Genomic DNA, 17,709 nt, shown 5'->3' with positions numbered 1-17,709 from the left:
CGTCAAGAGTGGTTGGCCACTCCAGTGTCCAGCAAAATCGGCCAATTGGGCCGGTATCGCGACGGACGCGTCCTGCTCGTTAGCGGTGGTGACAAAGGCACCACTTCAACAAAAGCTAAGGTCAGGAGGAGGAATCAACCGGCGACTGTGGACGAGATGAAGCGTCTAAAACAAGCCTAGTGCTACACAGTCCGACGGTTGTGCATCTCCACCCTACACGTATCCCTGATAATTCGGGTGCTGCCGCGCGCAGAATCCGCAGCGGGTTGGCATTTACCGTGTTCTCCAATGGGGAGTCCACGCTCATGGCTAAACAAGACTAGGTGTGGGCGGTTGCGCTCTCACTCAGCTCTTAACAGGCGTTGTTTCCGAAGCATTCGCCATGGTCTGGCTCAAAACTGACTGCACTTTGTGAACTGGCCGTAAATATCGGCGCAAAAGGCGAGTATTCACTCTGCTTTCTGCACTCGCTTCAGGCCTCATGTCACCTGCGCTTGTTACAATCTTGAGCCTTCCTGGGTGGCGAAAGCCCCGTAGGACGGCCTCGCGTCCTGATGAATTGCGATGGTCAGGGCCGGCAGTTTGCCGCATGTCCTCTGTCCAGGCCGCTTTTGGCGGCGTTCGCGACTATAGCAGTAATGATTAAGTGCTTCAATTCCATAAAAAATTGTTATCATCGCCGCCATGACGACTACCACCCCCCCGACCCCCAGCGTCCAGCTGCTTGAGGTCTCGCCGGAATATGCCGGCCAACGCATCGACAACTTTCTTTTGGCCAGGCTCAAAGGCGTGCCCAAGACCTTGATTTATCGCATTTTGCGTAAAGGCGAAGTGCGCGTGAACAAGGGGCGCATCAAGCCTGAGTACAAGCTGCAGGCGGGCGATATCGTCCGTGTGCCGCCAGTGCGCGTGCCTGAACGCGACGAACCGGTACCGCTGGCCCAGGGGTTGTTGCAGCGCCTGGAAGCGTCGATCGTGTTCGAAGACAACAAGCTGATCGTGATCAACAAGCCCTGTGGCATTGCGGTTCATGGTGGCAGTGGCTTGAACTTCGGCGTGATCGAAGCCTTTCGTCAGTTGCGCCCGGATGCCAAGGAACTGGAACTGGTGCATCGCCTGGACCGTGACACCTCCGGCCTGTTGATGATCGCCAAGAAGCGCAGCATGTTGCGCCACTTGCACACCGCCTTGCGTGGTGATGGTGTGGACAAACGCTATATGGCGCTGGTGCGCGGTAACTGGGCCAGCTCGATCAAGAGCGTGCGTGCGCCGCTGCAGAAGAGCAATCTGCGCTCCGGCGAGCGCATGGTCGAAGTGGACGAGGAGGGCAAAGAGGCCCTGACCCTGTTCAAGGTGCTGCGTCGCTTCGGTGACTTCGCCACGATGGTCGAGGCCAAGCCGGTCACTGGCCGCACTCACCAGATTCGTGTGCACACCCTGCATGCGGGCCACTGCATTGCGGGCGACACCAAGTACGGCGACGAAGATTTCTCCAAGGAAATTCGCGACCTGGGCGGCAAGCGCCTGTTCCTGCACGCCTACATGCTCACCGTGCCGCTACCCGATGGCGGCGAGCTGAAATTGCAGGCGCCGGTCGATGAAATGTGGGCCAAGACCGTGGAGCGTTTGAGTGTCGCACCTTGACTACAAGCTGCTGATCTTCGATTGGGACGGGACGCTGGCCAATTCCATTGGCCGCATCGTCGAGTCCATGCACATGGCGTCGACCCGCTCGGGCTTTGAGTTGTGCACGGACCTGGCGGTGAAGGGCATTATCGGCCTGGGTTTGCCTGAAGCCATTCGCACCCTGTACCCCGACATCAGCGACGCCGAGTTGGTAGTGTTTCGCGAGCACTACGCCGACCACTACATTGCGCTGGAAGCTACGCCTTCGCCGCTGTTTGAAGGCGTGGTGCAATCGCTGCAAGCGTTTCGTGCCGAGGGCTATCACCTGGCGGTCGCCACCGGCAAGGCTCGTCGCGGCCTGGACCGTGTGCTCAAGGCTCACGGCTGGGAAGATTACTTTGATATCACCCGTGCTGCGGATGAAACCGCCAGCAAGCCTCATCCCTTGATGCTGGAGCAGATCCTTGCGCACTGTGGCGTAACGCCACGCGAGGCATTGATGGTGGGTGATGCGTCTTTCGACCTGATGATGGCACGCAATGCGGGCATGGACAGCGTCGCTGTCAGCTATGGCGCCCAGTCTGCCGAGGCGTTGCAGCAATACGAGCCGAGGCTGACGATTGATCATTTTTCTGAACTGCAGGCCTGGCTCAGCCGGGCCCTGTAAGTCTTTGCTGGGGTTAATGGCATGAGTGACGAGTGGAAGGCGCCTGAAAAGGCACAGAGCAGTGATGATAAAAGCTGGAAGCTTTTGGAGAAGACCCTCCTGGCCAGCGTCCAGGAGCAGCGACGTTCGCGGCGCTGGGGGATTTTCTTCAAGCTGCTGACCTTTGTATACCTGCTTGGGATGCTGGCGCTGTTCAGTCCGCTGATGGACATGGAAAAGAGCGCCGCCCGTGGCAGTCATTACACTGCCTTGATCGAGGTGCGCGGCGTGATTGCCGACAAGGAGCCCGCCAGTGCCGACAATATCGTCACCAGCCTGCGCGCGGCGTTTGAGGACCCCAAGGTCAAAGGCGTGGTCCTGCGCATCAATAGCCCAGGCGGTAGCCCGGTGCAGTCGGGTTATGTGTATGACGAAATTCGTCGTCTGCGCACCTTGCATCCGGATACCAAGCTCTATGCCGTGATCTCCGACCTGGGTGCCTCGGGTGCCTATTACATTGCCAGCGCCGCAGACCAGATCTATGCCGACAAGGCCAGCCTGGTGGGCTCTATTGGTGTCACGGCGGCCGGTTACGGTTTTGTGGGGGCCATGGAGAAGTTGGGGGTGGAGCGTCGCACCTACACCTCGGGCGAGCATAAGTCGTTCCTCGATCCTTTCCAACCGCAGAAGGCGGATGAAACCGCGTTCTGGCAAGGCGTGCTCGACACTACCCATCGTCAGTTCATTGCCAGCGTCAAGCAGGGCCGTGGTGACCGGTTGAAGGATAAGGAGCATCCGGAGCTGTTCTCCGGCCTGGTCTGGTCGGGCGAGCAGGCATTGCCGCTGGGCCTGATTGACGGCTTGGGCAGTGCCAGCTCGGTGGCGCGGGATGTGATTGGCGAGAAGGAGTTGGTGGATTTTACGGTTGAGGAATCGCCGTTTGATCGCTTCTCCAAGAAACTCGGTGCCAGTGTGGCGGAGAAATTGGCGCTGTACATGGGCTTCCAGGGGCCGTCCCTGCGCTGAAATTCCAAGCTAGGTGTAGATCAACTGTGGGAGCGGGCTTGCCCGCGATAGCGATGGATCAGTCGATATAAGTGTCGCCTGGTACATCGCTATCGCAGGCAAGCCAGCTCCCACATTGCTTTACGAAGGTTTCAAGGGATCTGTACGCCTTCGGTCAGCAGCATGTCCACCAGTCGAATCAGTGGCAGCCCAACCAGGCTGGTCGCGTCCGGTCCCTCGGTGCTCCGGAACAAGCTCACACCGAGCCCTTCTGCTTTGAAGCTGCCCGCACAGTCATAAGGCTGCTCGATCCGCAGATAGCGCTCGATACGTTCTGCATCCAGTTCGCGCATGTGTACGGTAAACGTCACGCAGTCGACCTGGCAGTGCCCGGTTTCGCTGTTGAGCAGTGCCAGGCCCGTGAGGAAGCTCACTCGCTTGCCGCTGGCAGCAAGCAGTTGCTCGCGAGCATTTTCGAAGGTGTGCGGCTTGCCGATGATCCGGCCTTCCAGTGCGGCGACCTGATCCGAGCCAATGATTAAATGGCCAGGATGGCTGGTGGCGAGGGCGCGGGCCTTTTGTTCGGCCAGGCGCTTGACCAGTTCGATGGCGGATTCATCCGGGCGGTGGCTTTCGTCGATATCCGGCGAGCTGCAGGTGAACGGCAGGTGCAGGCGGCTCAGTAATTCCCGGCGATAAACCGAGCTGGACGCGAGTAATAAAGGCAGCATATACGTCTCCTCAAGGCAGTCGCCGATTCTATCGACGTGACCGGCTGACGCACAGGGCTGAATTTCCTTTGACATGGCCGGGTGCATCCCTATAATGCTGCGCCTATGTTGAATGACCCGATTCCACCTCACGTTGACCCGCGCAAATTGGCTGATCGTGGCACCACCCTTCAAGGTGAAGTGCTGCTGGCCGATTTGGAGAGACTCTGCGACCCGCTTTCCGACACTGTCGGTACGGTGCAGGCGAAATTCGTTTTTGAACGAGATGAACGTAAATCTGTGGTAATCCACAGCGTTATCGACACCGAAGTCAAAATGGTTTGCCAGCGTTGTCTTGAGCTGGTCACCCTGCCGATCCACAGCGAATGCAGTTATGCTGTGGTGAAAGAGGGTGCGAATACCCAGTCGTTGCCGAAAGGTTATGACGTGCTGGAACTGGGCGAAGATCCATTGGATCTGCATGCACTGATCGAGGAGGAGCTTTTGCTCGCCTTGCCCATTGTGCCTGCTCATCATCCGGAAGAATGCCAGCAGCCGGAGGGTCTCGATGACGAGGCCGAGCCGAGCGAGGACGAGGTAACGCGGTCCAACCCGTTCAGTGTATTGGCGCAGTTAAAGCGTGACCCAAACGTTTAGGAGTTAATCAATTATGGCTGTTCAGCAGAACAAAAAATCCCGCTCCGCCCGTGACATGCGCCGTTCGCACGACGCTCTCGAGGCTAGCACCCTGTCCGTGGAAAAGACCACTGGTGAAGTTCACCTGCGTCACCACGTATCGCCAGAAGGCGTATACCGTGGCCGTAAAGTGATCGACAAGGGCGCTGACGAGTAATCACTTGTCTGCTCAAGTCATCGCGATTGACGCAATGGGCGGGGACTTCGGTCCCCGCAGCATTGTTCAGGCCTGCATTGCCAGCCTGTCTGCCACGCCCTCGCTGCACCTGACCCTCGTCGGTCAACCCTCCCTACTTGAAGAACTGATTGCCAGCCATCCGGCGGTGGATCGCGCGCGCCTGACGATTACGCCAGCCAGCGAAACCATCAGCATGGATGAAAAGCCGGCGGTTGCCCTGCGTGGCAAGCCCGATTCTTCAATGCGGGTGGCCCTTGAGCTATTGCGTGATGGCAAGGTGCAAGCCTGTGTCAGTGCTGGTAATACCGGCGCGTTGATGGCCTTGTCGCGGCATGTGCTCAAAACCTTGCCAGGTATTGATCGGCCGGCGATGGTGGCGGCGATCCCTACGCAGAAAGGCTATTGCCAGCTGCTGGACCTGGGCGCCAATGTTGATTGCAGCGCCGAGCACCTGCTGCAGTTCGCCGTAATGGGCTCGGTGGCCGCCGAAGCGCTGGGCGTGGCCCGACCCAGGGTTGCCCTGCTGAATATCGGTACCGAGGACATCAAGGGCAACCAGCAAGTCAAGCTTGCCGCCACCTTGCTACAAAGCGCGCGGGGCTTGAACTACATCGGCTTTGTTGAGGGTGATGGTTTGTACCGTGGTGAAGCTGATGTGGTGGTGTGCGACGGCTTTGTCGGTAATATCCTGCTCAAATCCAGCGAAGGCCTGGCAACCATGATTGCTACGCGTATCGAAGCTTTGTTCAAGCGCAACCTGGCGTCACGTATGGTGGGGGCCTTGGCGCTGCCCCTGATGCGACGCTTGCAGGCTGACCTGGCGCCAGCCCGGCACAACGGTGCAAGCTTTCTTGGCTTGCAGGGCATTGTGGTAAAAAGCCATGGCTCGGCCGGTGTGCTGGGCTTTCAAAGTGCAATTGCACGGGCCTTGATCGAGATTCAAGAGAACCTGCCGCAACGCTTGCACGGCCGTCTCGAGGATCTGTTGCCTTAGGCGAATTGGCCCGGGAGTGCTTAAATGTGACCGGCCAGTTCAATTGACCATCCAATCTGTCAGTTTCGTTCGCGCCCACCGTAGGCGCGAGCATTTTTGACGACCAGATCATTAGGGGCTTGTTACATGTCTACATCCCTCGCATTCGTCTTTCCAGGGCAGGGTTCGCAGTCCCTCGGCATGTTGGCCGAGCTGGGCGCGCAATACCCGCTGATCCTGGACACCTTCAAGGAAGCTTCTGACGCCCTGGGTTACGACCTGTGGGCACTGACCCAGCAAGGGCCGGAAGCGCTGCTCAACCAAACCGATAAAACCCAGCCGGCCATCCTGACCGCCTCGATCGCCCTGTGGCGCTTGTGGTTGGCAGAAGGCGGCGCGCGCCCTGCCTTCGTCGCGGGGCACAGCCTGGGCGAATACAGCGCCCTGGTGGCCGCGGGCAGCCTGACCTTGGCTGAAGCGGTCAAGCTGGTCGAGCGTCGTGGTCAACTGATGCAAGAAGCCGTTCCGGCCGGGCAGGGCGGCATGGCCGCTATCCTGGGCCTGGACGACGCGGTGGTGATCGAGGCCTGCGCCGAAGCGGCGCAAGGCGAAGTGGTCAGCGCGGTGAACTTCAACTCCCCAGGCCAGGTGGTGATCGCCGGCGCCAAGGCAGCTGTCGAGCGTGCCATCGAGGGTTGCAAGGCCCGTGGCGCCAAGCGTGCCCTGCCATTGCCGGTGAGCGTACCGTCCCACTGTGAGCTGATGCGCCCGGCGGCAGAGCGGTTTGCCGAGTCTATCGCTGCCATCAACTGGCAAGCGCCGCAGATCCCGCTGGTGCAGAACGTCAGTGCGGCCGTGGCCGCCGACCTCGACACCCTCAAGCGCGACCTGCTGGAGCAACTGTACAAGCCAGTGCGCTGGGTTGAATCGGTCCAGACCCTGGCCGCCAACGGTGCCACCGAGCTGGTCGAGTGCGGCCCGGGTAAAGTCCTGGCCGGCTTGAACAAGCGCTGCGCCGACGGTGTGTCGACCGCCAACCTCAATACCCCAGAAGCCTTCGCTGCCGCTCGCGCGGCACTGGCCTGATTCCCGTACTTAGGAGAAGCCTGCATGAGTCTGCAAGGTAAAGTTGCACTGGTTACCGGCGCAAGCCGTGGCATTGGCCAGGCGATCGCCCTGGAGCTGGGCCGTCAGGGCGCCGTTGTGATCGGCACCGCCACCTCCGCCTCGGGCGCCGAGCGTATCGCCGCGACCCTGAAGGAAAACGGCGTGCAAGGTACCGGTCTTGAACTGAATGTGACCAGCGATGAGTCCGTGGCTGCCGTACTGGCCCAGATCACTGCTCAGTTCGGTGCACCGGCTATCCTGGTGAACAACGCCGGGATCACCCGTGACAACCTGATGATGCGCATGAAAGACGACGAGTGGTACGACGTGGTCGATACCAACCTGAACAGTCTGTTTCGCCTGTCCAAGGGCGTTTTGCGCGGCATGACCAAGGCGCGTTGGGGCCGAATTATCAATATTGGCTCCGTAGTGGGTGCCATGGGCAACGCAGGCCAAGTAAACTATGCCTCTGCCAAGGCCGGCCTGGAAGGTTTCAGCCGCGCACTGGCGCGTGAAGTCGGCTCGCGGTCCATTACGGTCAACTCGGTGGCCCCTGGGTTCATCGACACCGATATGACCCGCGAACTGCCGGAAGCACAGCGCGAAGCCTTGCTGACGCAGATTCCGCTGGGCCGTCTGGGCCAGGCCCAAGAGATCGCGAATGTGGTCACTTTCCTGGCATCTGACGGTGCGGCATACGTGACTGGGGCTACAATCCCGGTTAACGGCGGGATGTACATGAGTTAAATTGTGACGGATCGCTTCAAAAAAATGTCATACGAGCTGTCTAAAATCCGTTATAAAGCTGCAACTTAATTTATAGGCAGGTGGCCGACCGGGTACAGGGTGAAGCTTTCAGTTGAAAAGCTGAAATGGCTTTCTATACACTTACCCACTGGCCAGCTGCCTGAATTTGTCCATTAGGAGTTAAACAAGGTATGAGCACCATCGAAGAGCGCGTCAAGAAAATCGTCGCCGAGCAACTGGGCGTTAAGGAAGAAGAAGTGGTCAACACTGCTTCCTTCGTAGAAGACCTGGGTGCCGATTCCCTTGACACCGTTGAGCTGGTGATGGCTCTGGAAGAGGAATTCGAGACCGAAATCCCGGACGAAGAAGCTGAAAAAATCACTACTGTTCAAGCTGCCATCGACTACGTTACTAGCCACCAGGCGTAATAGTTTGTAGTCGTCGCTTGCTGTCAGGGAAAAACCGCACTGCTGTAAAGGCGTGCGGTTTTTTCTTTAGCGGCGATGAAAAGTGTCGTCATTAGAAAAAGGAGAGTGCTGTGTCGCGTAGACGCGTCGTAGTCACCGGTATGGGTATGTTGTCGCCACTGGGTACGGATGTGCCGAGCAGTTGGCAGGGCATTCTGGCTGGCCGCAGTGGTATTGGTCTGATCGAACACACGGACCTTTCTGCCTATTCCACCCGTTTTGGCGGCTCGGTAAAGGGCTTCAATGTCGAGGAATATCTCTCGATCAAAGAATCCCGCAAGCTCGACCTGTTCATTCAGTACGGCCTGGCTGCCGGGTTTCAGGCTGTGCGTAACGCCGGCCTGGAAGTCACCGACGCCAACCGTGACCGCATCGGCGTGGCCATGGGTTCAGGTATTGGCGGTCTGACCAATATCGAAGAAACCAGCCGCACCTTGCATGAGACTGGCCCACGTCGAATTTCACCGTTCTTCGTACCGGGCTCGATCATCAATATGATTTCCGGCTTCCTGTCCATTCATCTGGGTGCACAGGGACCGAACTACGCAATCGCCACGGCGTGTACCACAGGTACCCACTGCATTGGCATGGCGGCACGCAACATTGCCTACGACGAAGCCGACGTGATGATCGCCGGCGGCGCCGAAATGGCCGCGTGCGGCCTGGGCATGGGCGGCTTCGGCGCGTCCCGTGCGCTGTCGACCCGCAACGACGAGCCGACCCGTGCCAGCCGTCCGTGGGACAAGGGCCGTGACGGCTTTGTGCTCTCCGACGGTGCCGGTGCGCTGGTGCTCGAAGAGTTGGAGCACGCCAAGGCGCGTGGTGCCACTATCTACGCCGAATTGATCGGGTTTGGCATGAGCGGCGACGCTTACCACATGACTTCACCGCCGTCCGACGGAGCGGGTGCTGCGCGTTGCATCACCAATGCCCTGCGCGATGCGAAGGTCAACCCCAACCAGGTGCAGTACATCAACGCCCATGGCACTTCGACCCCGACCGGCGACCTGGCGGAAGCAGAGGCCATCAAGTCGGTGTTCGGCGAGCACGCCTATAAGCTGGCGGTCAGCTCCACCAAGTCCATGACCGGCCACCTGTTGGGTGCGGCGGGCGCGGTCGAGGCGATCTTCAGTGTGATGGCAATCAGGGATCAGGTCGCTCCGCCGACTATCAACCTTGATGAGCCGGACGAAGGCTGCGACCTGAACTTCGTGCCCCACGAAGCGCAGCCCATGCCGATCGACGTGGCGATTTCCAACTCGTTCGGTTTCGGTGGCACCAACGGTTCCCTGGTGTTCCGCCGGTTCGCCGAGTGATGCACAGCTGGGTCGACGGTCAGCCAGCGGACAGCGTGCCCCTGAAAGATCGCGGCCTGGCCTATGGCGATGGGGTGTTCGAGACCATCGCCGTCAAGGCCGGGCAGCCGTTGCTGCTCGACCGTCACCTGCAACGCCTGGAAGAGGGTTGCAGGCGTTTGGCATTGGTGGTGGATCACGGGTTGATTCGCCACGAAGTGCTGAGCTTCGCCGCCGCCCTTGGCGACGGTATTCTCAAATTGATCCTCACCCGTGGCGACAGCTTGCGCGGTTACGGCATCAACCCTGGCGCCCCGGTGCGCCGCATCTTGCAGGGCAGCGCGCCCGCTGTTTACCCGCCCATCCATGAAGTCGAAGGCGTGCGCCTGTTCGCGTGTGCCACGCGCTTGGCGCAGCAGCCGTTACTGGCCGGTATCAAGCACCTCAATCGCCTGGAACAGGTGATCGCGCGTGCCGAATGGCAAGATACCGAGCATGCCGAAGGCCTGATGCTGGATATGTCTGGCCGGGTGATCGAAGGCATATTCAGCAATCTTTTCCTGGTGAGCAACGGCTTGTTACTAACCGCTGATCTGAGCCGTTGTGGCGTTGCGGGCGTAATGCGCGCCGAAGTGCTGGCCCAGGCACAAGCGCTGGGCGTCCCGGTGGCCGTGGCCGACATCAGTGTGGAGCAGTTGCAACAGGCCGATGAAGTCTTCGTCTGCAACAGCGTTTATGGCATTTGGCCGGTGCGAGGCTGCGCTGCGATGAGCTGGCCGGTTGGGCCGCTCACCCGTAAACTGCAGGGCATTGTTCGCGCGCTATTGGATATTTGAGTTGATACGAAAACTGGTGTTACTGCTGCAGATCAGCCTGATCTCGGCGGCTTTGCTCGTGGGCTTTTCTGCCTGGAAACTCGACTCTGCCCTCAAGCAGCCCCTGAAGCTGCCTCAGGAGCAGTTGCTCGACGTACCCGCTGGCGCTACGCCGACGGGCACCTTCAATCGTCTGGAAGCCGACGGCGTGCTCGACGATGCATTCTGGTTGCGCCTGTACTGGCGCTTCAACCTCGAAGGCCAGCCACTGCACAGCGGCGAGTACCGCATGAGCCCGGGCCTTACCGCCGAGGGTTTGATCGGCCTGTGGCAGCGCGGCGAAGTGGTGCAGTACAGCCTGACCTTGGTGGAGGGCTGGAATTTCCGTCAGGTGCGCACCGCCCTGGCCAAGCATGAAAAGATCGTGCAGACCCTCGCGGGCCTGACTGACAGCGAAGTGATGGATAAGCTCGGCCACCCAGGTGTGTTTCCTGAAGGGCGGTTCTTCCCCGACACCTACCGTTTTGTCCGCGGCATGACGGATGTCGAGTTCCTGAAAAAAGCCTACAACCGCCTGGACGATGTACTCGCCCAGGAGTGGAGCAAGCGTGCCGCCGACGCGCCCTACACCGACCCTTACCAAGCACTGATAATGGCGTCGCTGGTAGAAAAGGAGACCGGTGTGCCTCAGGAGCGCGGGCAGATTGCCGGTGTGTTTGTGCGTCGCCTGAAGATCGGCATGCTGCTGCAGACCGACCCCACCGTGATCTACGGCCTGGGTGAGCGCTACAACGGTAAATTGACCCGCGCCCACCTCAAGGAAGCCAACCCCTACAACACCTACATGGTTGCTGGCCTGCCGCCCACGCCCATCGCGATGGTCGGTCGCGAGGCGATCCATGCAGCACTGAACCCGGTACCGGGCAGCAGCCTGTATTTCGTCGCCCGTGGCGATGGTAGCCATATATTCTCGGATGACCTGGATGCGCATAATGCCGCCGTGCGTGAGTTCCAACTCAAGCGCCGTGCCGATTACCGTTCCAGCCCGGCACCGGTGGTGAAACCGCCTGAAGATTCGGCACCTTCCAGCGATGCGCCTACCCCCGACGCTCCGATCGAGCCCGCGCCGGACACTACCGCGCCGCAAAGCCCGCAATGACTCTGACTAAGGACTGCCTGTGACTGGCTTGTTTATTACCCTGGAAGGCCCGGAAGGCGCCGGCAAAAGCACTAACCGTGACTACCTGGCCGAGCGCCTGCGTGCGCAGGGCATTGAGGTGGTGCTGACCCGTGAGCCGGGCGGCACGCCTTTGGCTGAGCGCATCCGTGAAGTCCTGCTGACCCCGGGTGACGAGCCGATGAATCCGGACACCGAGTTGCTCCTGATGTTTGCCGCCCGTGCCCAGCACCTGGCCGAAGTGATTCGCCCGGCCCTGGCGCGGGGTGCCGTGGTGATCTGCGACCGGTTTACCGATTCCACCTACGCCTACCAGGGTGGCGGGCGGGGTTTGTCCCTGGAGCGCATCGCCACCCTGGAAACCTTCGTGCAAGGCGATCTGCGCCCCGACCTGACCCTGTTGTTCGACCTGCCGGTGGAAGTGGGCATGGCCCGCGCCAGTGCGCGAGGTCGTCTGGATCGCTTCGAGTTGGAAGGCCAGGCCTTCTTTGATGCAGTGCGCAGCGCTTTCCTGCAGCGCGCCAAGGCTGAGCCCACACGTTATTACCTATTGGACGCCGCCCAGCCGCTGAGTCAGGTGCAACAGGCTATCGACGCGCTGCTGCCCACCCTGTTGGAGCGTAGCCGTGGCTGAGTCCTACCCGTGGCAGGACGGCCTCTGGCAGCAACTGGCGGGGCGCGCCCAGCACGCCCACGCCTATCTGCTGCATGGGCCGGTGGGCATCGGTAAACGCCACCTCGCCGAGCGCCTGATGGGCAGCCTGTTGTGCCAACGCCCGGTCAATCTGGAGGCATGTGGCGAGTGCAAGTCCTGCCTGTTGCTCAAGGCTGGCAGTCACCCGGACAACTATGTGCTGGAGCCCGAGGAAGCGGACAAGGCCATCAAGGTCGACCAAGTGCGCGACCTGGTGAGCTTCGTGGTGCAGACCGCGCAGATGGGCGGGCGCAAAGTGGTGCTGATCGAACCGGTCGAGGCGATGAACATCAACGCGGCCAACGCCTTGCTCAAAAGCCTTGAAGAGCCGTCCGGCGATACCGTGCTGTTGCTGGTGAGCCACCAGTCCAGCCGCTTGTTGCCTACCATTCGCAGCCGTTGCGTGCAGCAGGCTTGCCCATTGCCCAGCGAGGCCATGAGCCTGCAATGGCTGGCGCAGGCGTTGCCGGAATGCAGCGCAGAAGAACGAGGCGAGTTGCTGACCCTGGCGGCCGGTTCGCCTTTGGCGGCAGTGAAGCTGCAGGCACAGGGCGTGCGCGAACAGCGTGCACTGGTCGTGGATGGCGTGAAGAAACTGCTCAAGCAGGAATTGTCCGCCACGCAACTGGCCGAAAGCGCCTGGAAGGATATTCCGCTGTTGCTGTTGTTCGACTGGTTCTGCGACTGGTCCAGCCTGATCCTGCGCTACCAGCTCACCCAGGATGAGAACGGCCTGGGCTTGGCGGATATGCGCAAGGTCGTGCAATACCTGGCGCAAAAAAGTGCCCAGGACAAAGTGCTGAACATCCAGGACTGGATCCTCGCCCAGCGCCAGAAAGTCCTCGGCAAGGCCAACCTCAACCGCGTGCTGTTGCTCGAGGCATTGCTGGTGCAGTGGGTCGGCCTGCTCGGGCGCCGTTAAATTCCTTGGCTGACGGGTGTATCGTTGGCCCTACCTCTTGTGTGACTTAAGCTCAGATTCCTATGCTCGTAGATTCCCATTGCCACCTTGATCGCCTCGACCTTGCCCAGCACGGCGGCTCCCTCGACGCCGCCCTTGAAGCTGCCCGCCAGCGTGGGGTGGGGCACTTCCTGTGCATTGGCGTCAGCGCCGACAACGCCGCCGACGTCAAAGCCCTGGCTGATCGCTACGCCGACGTCGATTGCTCGGTGGGCATTCACCCGCTGGACCTCAAGCCAGGCGAAGCGCCGGCTCTGGACTGGCTACTAGGCGAACTCAACCATCCGCGAGTGGTGGCCATTGGCGAAACCGGCCTGGACTATCACTACGAGCCTGAAGCTGCCGAGTTGCAACAGGCCTCGTTCCGCCTGCACCTGCAAGCCGCCCGGCAGACGGGCAAGCCGGTGATCGTCCACACCCGAGGCGCCCGTGCCGATACCCTGGCTTTGCTGCGTGAAGCCGCGTTGCCGCAGGCTGGCGTGTTGCATTGCTTTACCGAAGACTGGGACATGGCCAAGGCGGCCCTGGAACTGGGGTTCTATATTTCCCTGTCGGGCATCGTCACCTTCCGCAATGCCGACGCGCTGCGCGATGTGGCCCGCCAGGTGCCCGCCGACCGCCTGCTGGTGGAAACCGACTCGCCGTACCTGGCGCCCATCCCCCATCGCGGCAAACCGAACTTGCCCGAATATGTACGTGACGTGGCTGATTACCTGGCGATGCTGCGCGGCGAATCGTACGAACGCTTTGCCGAGCAGACTACCGAGAACTTCAAGCGCCTGTTCCCGCTGGCCCACGTAGCCGGTTAGGGCGGCCGAATTCCAGGCAAAAAAAACCCGGGTTCTGGGGGGTGAATCCGGGCTAAGACCATTAGGAGTAAAACAAGGGCACGCAGTCCGTCGGTACCCAGGTCGACGCGTCACTTGGGGGAGATGTCGCGCCGACAGTTGAAGTATTGACCACTATCCTATTCAGTCCAGTCGTGATTGATCGTTTTTTAAACAGATTTGGAATACGCGGCCTTCGCTTGAGTTCTCAGTGGGCTGATGGGCAGGTTCAGGTGTTGCGTATTATTTCTGACTGATAACGGCGAAATCGTTGGCGCATTGAAAGTTATGTGCCTGACGGGTTCACATAGACATTGCCCAACGACCGTTCAGTCGGGATAATCCCTCGCACCGGGTAAATCGTATCGCCACGTATCCATGGCCCTGCGCAACCCTCCCTATTTCCGACCTTTGCAGACTCTTCCTCATGCACAAAGAACCCCGTAAGGTCCGTGAATTTCGCCGCCGTGAGCAGGAAATTCTCGACACCGCGCTCAAGCTGTTCCTCGAACAAGGTGAAGACAGCGTCACCGTCGAGATGATTGCGGATGCCGTGGGTATCGGCAAAGGCACGATCTACAAACACTTCAAGTCCAAGGCCGAAATCTACCTGCGCCTGATGCTCGACTACGAGCGTGATTTGAACGAGTTGCTGCATTCGGCGGATGTCGACAAAGACAAGGAAGCCCTGTCCCGCGCTTACTTCGAGTTCCGCATGCGTGATCCGCAGCGCTACCGCCTGTTCGACCGCCTGGAAGAGAAGGTGGTCAAAGGTCACCAGGTGCCGGAGATGGTCGAGGAGCTGCACAAGATCCGCGCCTCGAACTTCGAACGCCTGACCCTGCTGATCAAGGGGCGTATCAGCGAAGGCAAGCTTGAAGACGTGCCACCGTATTTCCACTACTGCGCCGCCTGGGCCTTGGTGCATGGCGCTGTGGCGCTGTACCACTCGCCGTTCTGGAGCAATGTGCTGGAAGACCAGGAAGGTTTCTTCCAGTTCCTGATGGACATCGGCGTGCGCATGGGCAACAAGCGCAAGCACAGCCCTGAACTGCCGGGCGCCGAGAAGAGCGGCGAAACCCCTGCCACGTAAGTCATTCGCCACAGTGATGGCGCAACGATTTACTGCCAGGCGCAGTAACCCAGGAATATACTCAGGCAAGGACCTTGCTAAAAGCTGAGTTATGAGTCAGCTTTTAGCGCGCCCGAATTATCCTCTGCCGGAGTGATCCATGATCGTTGATCGTCAAGGCAGGCGTTTTCGCAATTTGCGGATCAGCCTGACTTCAGCCTGCAATTATGCGTGTACCTATTGCGTGCCTGACGGCAAGCGGTTGGTGGCTGCCCAGGATGAACTGTCGGCCGAGGCCATGGCCCGAGGCGTGGCTTACCTGATCGAAGCGGCGGGTATCGAGCGCTTGCGCATTACCGGCGGTGAGCCGTTGGTCAGCCCCAAGTTGGAAGCCTTCATGGGGGCGGTAGGGCAGATGGGCCTGAGCGACATCAGCCTGACCACCAATGGCCAACTGCTGGCGCGTAAACTGCCGTTGCTGGTGGCAGCCGGTATTCGGCGCATCAATGTCTCCCTCGACACGCTGGATGCCGACGCTTTCCGCAGCATCGCCCGTGGCGGCGACCTGGCCACCGTGCTCGATGGCATGGACCAGGCCAGTGCTGCCGGAATCAAGATCAAGGTCAACATGGTGCCGTTGCGCGGCCAGAACCTGGACCAGGTGATGCCGCTGCTCGATTACTGCCTGGCGCGTGGCTACGAGCTGCGCTTTATCGAACTGATGCGCATGGGGCACTTGGCCAAAGACTCCAACGCGTTCCTGCAACAGTTTGTCAGCTTGCAACAGCTGCTCAGCTTGATCGGCGAGCAACATGAATACCTGCAAGCCAACGCACCCGTCGATGCGACGGCGGTACGCTACGAAGTGCCGGGCAAAGGCTTCTTCGGTGTGATCGCCAACGAGAGCGTACCGTTCTGCCGCACCTGTTCGCGGTTGCGGTTGTCCTCTACTGGTTGGCTGCATGGCTGCCTGTCGTCCAGCAATCGCCATTATGTCGGTGACTTGCTCGATCAACCGCGTCACCAGGCGTTGCCGGCGTTGCAGGGCTTGTTGATGAAGGCCTTGGCCGACAAGCAGGAAGTTGCGTTTTCGGGCGGTGCCACGATTATGAAGATCATCGGCGGCTGATCCCGTTTCAATTCGGTTGCACATCAGTGGTGAGAGCTGGCTCGCCTGCGATGCTTAAAGATCCTTACAACTTTCTAGGTTATAGCCACCTGTCAGGCCGTCATCGCAGGCAAGCCAGCTCCCACATTTGGATCGTGGTGTGTCAGGTAGATCAGCGTTGGTTGGCAGGTCGTCACGGGAGCAAGCTCCCTCGCCACAGTTCCAGCGTCGTACCGACGTTGTGTCGATACCTATGCGCATCGCAGGCAAGCCCCACATTTGTCATGCGCTGCTCGAACTGGCGTAGAACCTGCATCCCACGCCCCATTCGCCGGTTTCCTGTCACCGGCCTCTGGAGGATTAGAATGCGTAGTCTGGTTTTGCTGCTGGCGTCATTGGCCCTGGGTGGTTGCATGACCGTCAGTGATATGGCCGAAGGCACCCGCTATCAGATGAGCGATGCCGGACTGCTCGATCACAGCGATACGCGCCGTACTGCCTCGGTGCGCATACAGCCGGACTCCTTTGTGTTTATCGCCCAGGGCGCCTTCGTGCCGCCGGGCAGCGCCTACCCGCGGCCCAATGTGGTGGCCGAGGAAGCCTTCAATGGCTTCGTTGAATATTTCCCTATGGTGCGTCGCGCCCGCCAGCCCGAAGGTCTTGAACAGGCCATGGCCGAAGCCCGTGCCGTCGGTGCTCACTACCTGCTGTATTGCCGTTTTGCGGCAGCCGATGACCGTATCGGCAACGCCGACGAGTGGACCGACCAGCAAGCCCTGGACCGCCTTGGCCTGGACAGCGGGGTGATCCAAGTCATGTTGATCGAGACCAGCACCCAGTATTTGATTGATACTGCACGTATTCGCAGTCGTGGCGGTTTACTGACGTTCCACGACACATCGCCACAAGATTTGATCGCTCGCCCCCTGGCGCAATATGCCCGCGGTTTGCTGGGTATGAGTGATCAGTAAGACAGAGGAGCCCGCCATGACCGATTCCGCCAAGGCCAATGATTTATTGGCCCAACTGCCCAAGGGCAAGGGGCCGGCACCGGTGCATCTGTGGAACCCGGATTTCTGCGGCAACATCGACATGCGCATCGCCCGCGATGGCACCTGGTTCTACCAGGGCACACCTATCGGGCGACAGCCGATGGTCAAGTTGTTCTCCAACATCATCCGCCGCGATGGCGATGATTATTTCCTGGTGACGCCCGTGGAGAAGGTCGGCATCCGCGTTGATGATGCGCCGTTTGTCGCAGTGACCCTGCAAGTGCAAGGGCAGGGCGAAAGCCAGGTGTTGTGCTTTACCACCAACGTCGACGAACAGGTCGAGGCAGGCCTCGAACACCCGCTGCGGGTGGTCACCGACCCCATCACCCAGGAACCCGCCCCCTATGTGCGCGTTCGCACCAACCTCGAAGCCCTCGTGCATCGCAACGTTTTTTACCAGTTGGTGGAGCTGGCGGTGAGCCGTCCGATCAACGGTCAGAATTGGCTTGGCGTCTGGAGCAGCGGGGAGTTTTTCCCCATCGGCCTGGAGCCCTGAGGCGGTTTTTGTCTTCAGCCTGAAATAATCCTCTTGCGGTAAACGCGCGCTTTCGGT

At 60.0% G+C, this 17,709-nt stretch carries 20 protein-coding genes; 19 read left to right on the top strand and 1 reads right to left on the bottom strand.

Annotation, left to right across the window (positions count from 1 at the left end):
• Positions 1 to 684 precede the first annotated feature (684 nt).
• Genes rluC through AC07S6_RS02375 form a run of 3 tightly spaced genes read left to right on the top strand, consistent with a single transcriptional unit; the run spans position 685 to position 3,298 of the window.
• The gene (rluC, locus tag AC07S6_RS02385) at positions 685 to 1,644 is read left to right on the top strand and encodes a 23S rRNA pseudouridine(955/2504/2580) synthase RluC (protein ID WP_034128444.1); all 960 of its coding nucleotides are present in this window, start codon (positions 685 to 687) and stop codon (positions 1,642 to 1,644) included.
• A complete protein-coding gene (locus AC07S6_RS02380) occupies positions 1,631 to 2,293 on the top strand; it encodes an HAD-IA family hydrolase (protein WP_495111587.1) in 663 nt (220 codons plus the stop codon). Before rluC ends, AC07S6_RS02380 begins: the two co-directional genes overlap by 14 nt.
• 21 nt (positions 2,294 to 2,314) lie before the next feature.
• Entirely contained in the window at positions 2,315 to 3,298 is a 984-nt protein-coding gene (locus AC07S6_RS02375) for a S49 family peptidase (RefSeq protein ID WP_014719566.1), read from the top strand.
• Between the two features lie 131 nt (positions 3,299 to 3,429).
• On the opposite strand, the gene AC07S6_RS02370 is transcribed toward AC07S6_RS02375, so the two are convergent.
• Positions 3,430 to 4,008: a Maf family protein gene (locus AC07S6_RS02370; protein WP_072448780.1), complete on the bottom strand. Its 579-nt coding sequence runs from the start codon at positions 4,006 to 4,008 to the stop codon at positions 3,430 to 3,432.
• 105 nt (positions 4,009 to 4,113) lie between these two features.
• On the opposite strand from AC07S6_RS02370, the gene AC07S6_RS02365 reads away from it, so the two are divergent.
• The 16 genes from AC07S6_RS02365 to AC07S6_RS02290 all read left to right on the top strand — a co-directional run bounded on the left by AC07S6_RS02365 (position 4,114) and on the right by AC07S6_RS02290 (position 17,652).
• Entirely contained in the window at positions 4,114 to 4,644 is a 531-nt protein-coding gene (locus AC07S6_RS02365) for a YceD family protein (protein ID WP_003175611.1), read from the top strand.
• A gap of 13 nt (positions 4,645 to 4,657) precedes the next feature.
• Positions 4,658 to 4,840 carry a 50S ribosomal protein L32 gene (gene rpmF / locus AC07S6_RS02360; protein ID WP_003179396.1) on the top strand — a complete coding sequence of 61 codons (183 nt, stop codon included), beginning with the start codon at positions 4,658 to 4,660 and terminating at the stop codon, positions 4,838 to 4,840.
• A 4-nt stretch (positions 4,841 to 4,844) separates the two neighbouring features.
• Complete coding sequence (plsX, locus tag AC07S6_RS02355; RefSeq protein WP_084479911.1) at positions 4,845 to 5,855, top strand: phosphate acyltransferase PlsX; 1,011 nt, start codon at positions 4,845 to 4,847, stop codon at positions 5,853 to 5,855.
• Between the two features lie 126 nt (positions 5,856 to 5,981).
• Positions 5,982 to 6,920, top strand: coding sequence for an ACP S-malonyltransferase (fabD, locus tag AC07S6_RS02350; protein ID WP_014719563.1), 939 nt, complete (start codon positions 5,982 to 5,984; stop codon positions 6,918 to 6,920).
• A gap of 24 nt (positions 6,921 to 6,944) precedes the next feature.
• Positions 6,945 to 7,688, top strand: a complete 744-nt coding sequence (gene fabG, locus AC07S6_RS02345; RefSeq protein WP_003189275.1) for a 3-oxoacyl-ACP reductase FabG — start codon at positions 6,945 to 6,947, stop codon at positions 7,686 to 7,688.
• Positions 7,689 to 7,879: 191 nt separating this feature from the next.
• Positions 7,880 to 8,116 (top strand): acyl carrier protein, encoded by a 237-nt coding sequence (gene acpP, locus AC07S6_RS02340; RefSeq protein WP_003175607.1) that lies wholly within the window; start codon positions 7,880 to 7,882, stop codon positions 8,114 to 8,116.
• A 110-nt stretch (positions 8,117 to 8,226) separates the two neighbouring features.
• On the top strand, positions 8,227 to 9,471 hold the full coding sequence (gene fabF / locus AC07S6_RS02335; protein ID WP_034128438.1) for a beta-ketoacyl-ACP synthase II: 1,245 nt from the start codon (positions 8,227 to 8,229) through the stop codon (positions 9,469 to 9,471).
• Entirely contained in the window at positions 9,471 to 10,286 is an 816-nt protein-coding gene (pabC, locus tag AC07S6_RS02330; protein ID WP_197882725.1) for an aminodeoxychorismate lyase, read from the top strand. The genes fabF and pabC overlap by 1 nt, the downstream gene beginning before the upstream one ends.
• Position 10,287: 1 nt before the next feature.
• On the top strand, positions 10,288 to 11,424 hold the full coding sequence (mltG, locus tag AC07S6_RS02325) for an endolytic transglycosylase MltG (RefSeq protein ID WP_495111586.1): 1,137 nt from the start codon (positions 10,288 to 10,290) through the stop codon (positions 11,422 to 11,424).
• A gap of 19 nt (positions 11,425 to 11,443) precedes the next feature.
• Complete coding sequence (gene tmk / locus AC07S6_RS02320) at positions 11,444 to 12,076, top strand: dTMP kinase (RefSeq protein ID WP_495111585.1); 633 nt, start codon at positions 11,444 to 11,446, stop codon at positions 12,074 to 12,076.
• Positions 12,069 to 13,058: a DNA polymerase III subunit delta' gene (locus AC07S6_RS02315; protein ID WP_034128434.1), complete on the top strand. Its 990-nt coding sequence runs from the start codon at positions 12,069 to 12,071 to the stop codon at positions 13,056 to 13,058. The genes tmk and AC07S6_RS02315 overlap by 8 nt, the downstream gene beginning before the upstream one ends.
• 62 nt (positions 13,059 to 13,120) lie before the next feature.
• Entirely contained in the window at positions 13,121 to 13,906 is a 786-nt protein-coding gene (locus AC07S6_RS02310) for a TatD family hydrolase (RefSeq protein ID WP_057976383.1), read from the top strand.
• A 445-nt stretch (positions 13,907 to 14,351) separates the two neighbouring features.
• Complete coding sequence (locus AC07S6_RS02305) at positions 14,352 to 15,017, top strand: TetR/AcrR family transcriptional regulator (RefSeq protein ID WP_003189287.1); 666 nt, start codon at positions 14,352 to 14,354, stop codon at positions 15,015 to 15,017.
• Between the two features lie 139 nt (positions 15,018 to 15,156).
• Positions 15,157 to 16,125: a GTP 3',8-cyclase MoaA gene (locus AC07S6_RS02300; RefSeq protein WP_019817203.1), complete on the top strand. Its 969-nt coding sequence runs from the start codon at positions 15,157 to 15,159 to the stop codon at positions 16,123 to 16,125.
• A gap of 344 nt (positions 16,126 to 16,469) precedes the next feature.
• Positions 16,470 to 17,075, top strand: a complete 606-nt coding sequence (locus tag AC07S6_RS02295; protein WP_034128431.1) for a DUF4823 domain-containing protein — start codon at positions 16,470 to 16,472, stop codon at positions 17,073 to 17,075.
• A 16-nt stretch (positions 17,076 to 17,091) separates the two neighbouring features.
• Positions 17,092 to 17,652 carry a DUF1285 domain-containing protein gene (locus AC07S6_RS02290; protein ID WP_495111584.1) on the top strand — a complete coding sequence of 187 codons (561 nt, stop codon included), beginning with the start codon at positions 17,092 to 17,094 and terminating at the stop codon, positions 17,650 to 17,652.
• Positions 17,653 to 17,709 lie beyond the last annotated feature (57 nt).

It is taken from the genome of Pseudomonas sp. GW821-FHT07B01, assembly GCF_059419065.1.
The sequence above is the reverse complement of the archived record's forward strand: the minus strand, read 5'-3'. Positions and strand labels throughout refer to the sequence as shown.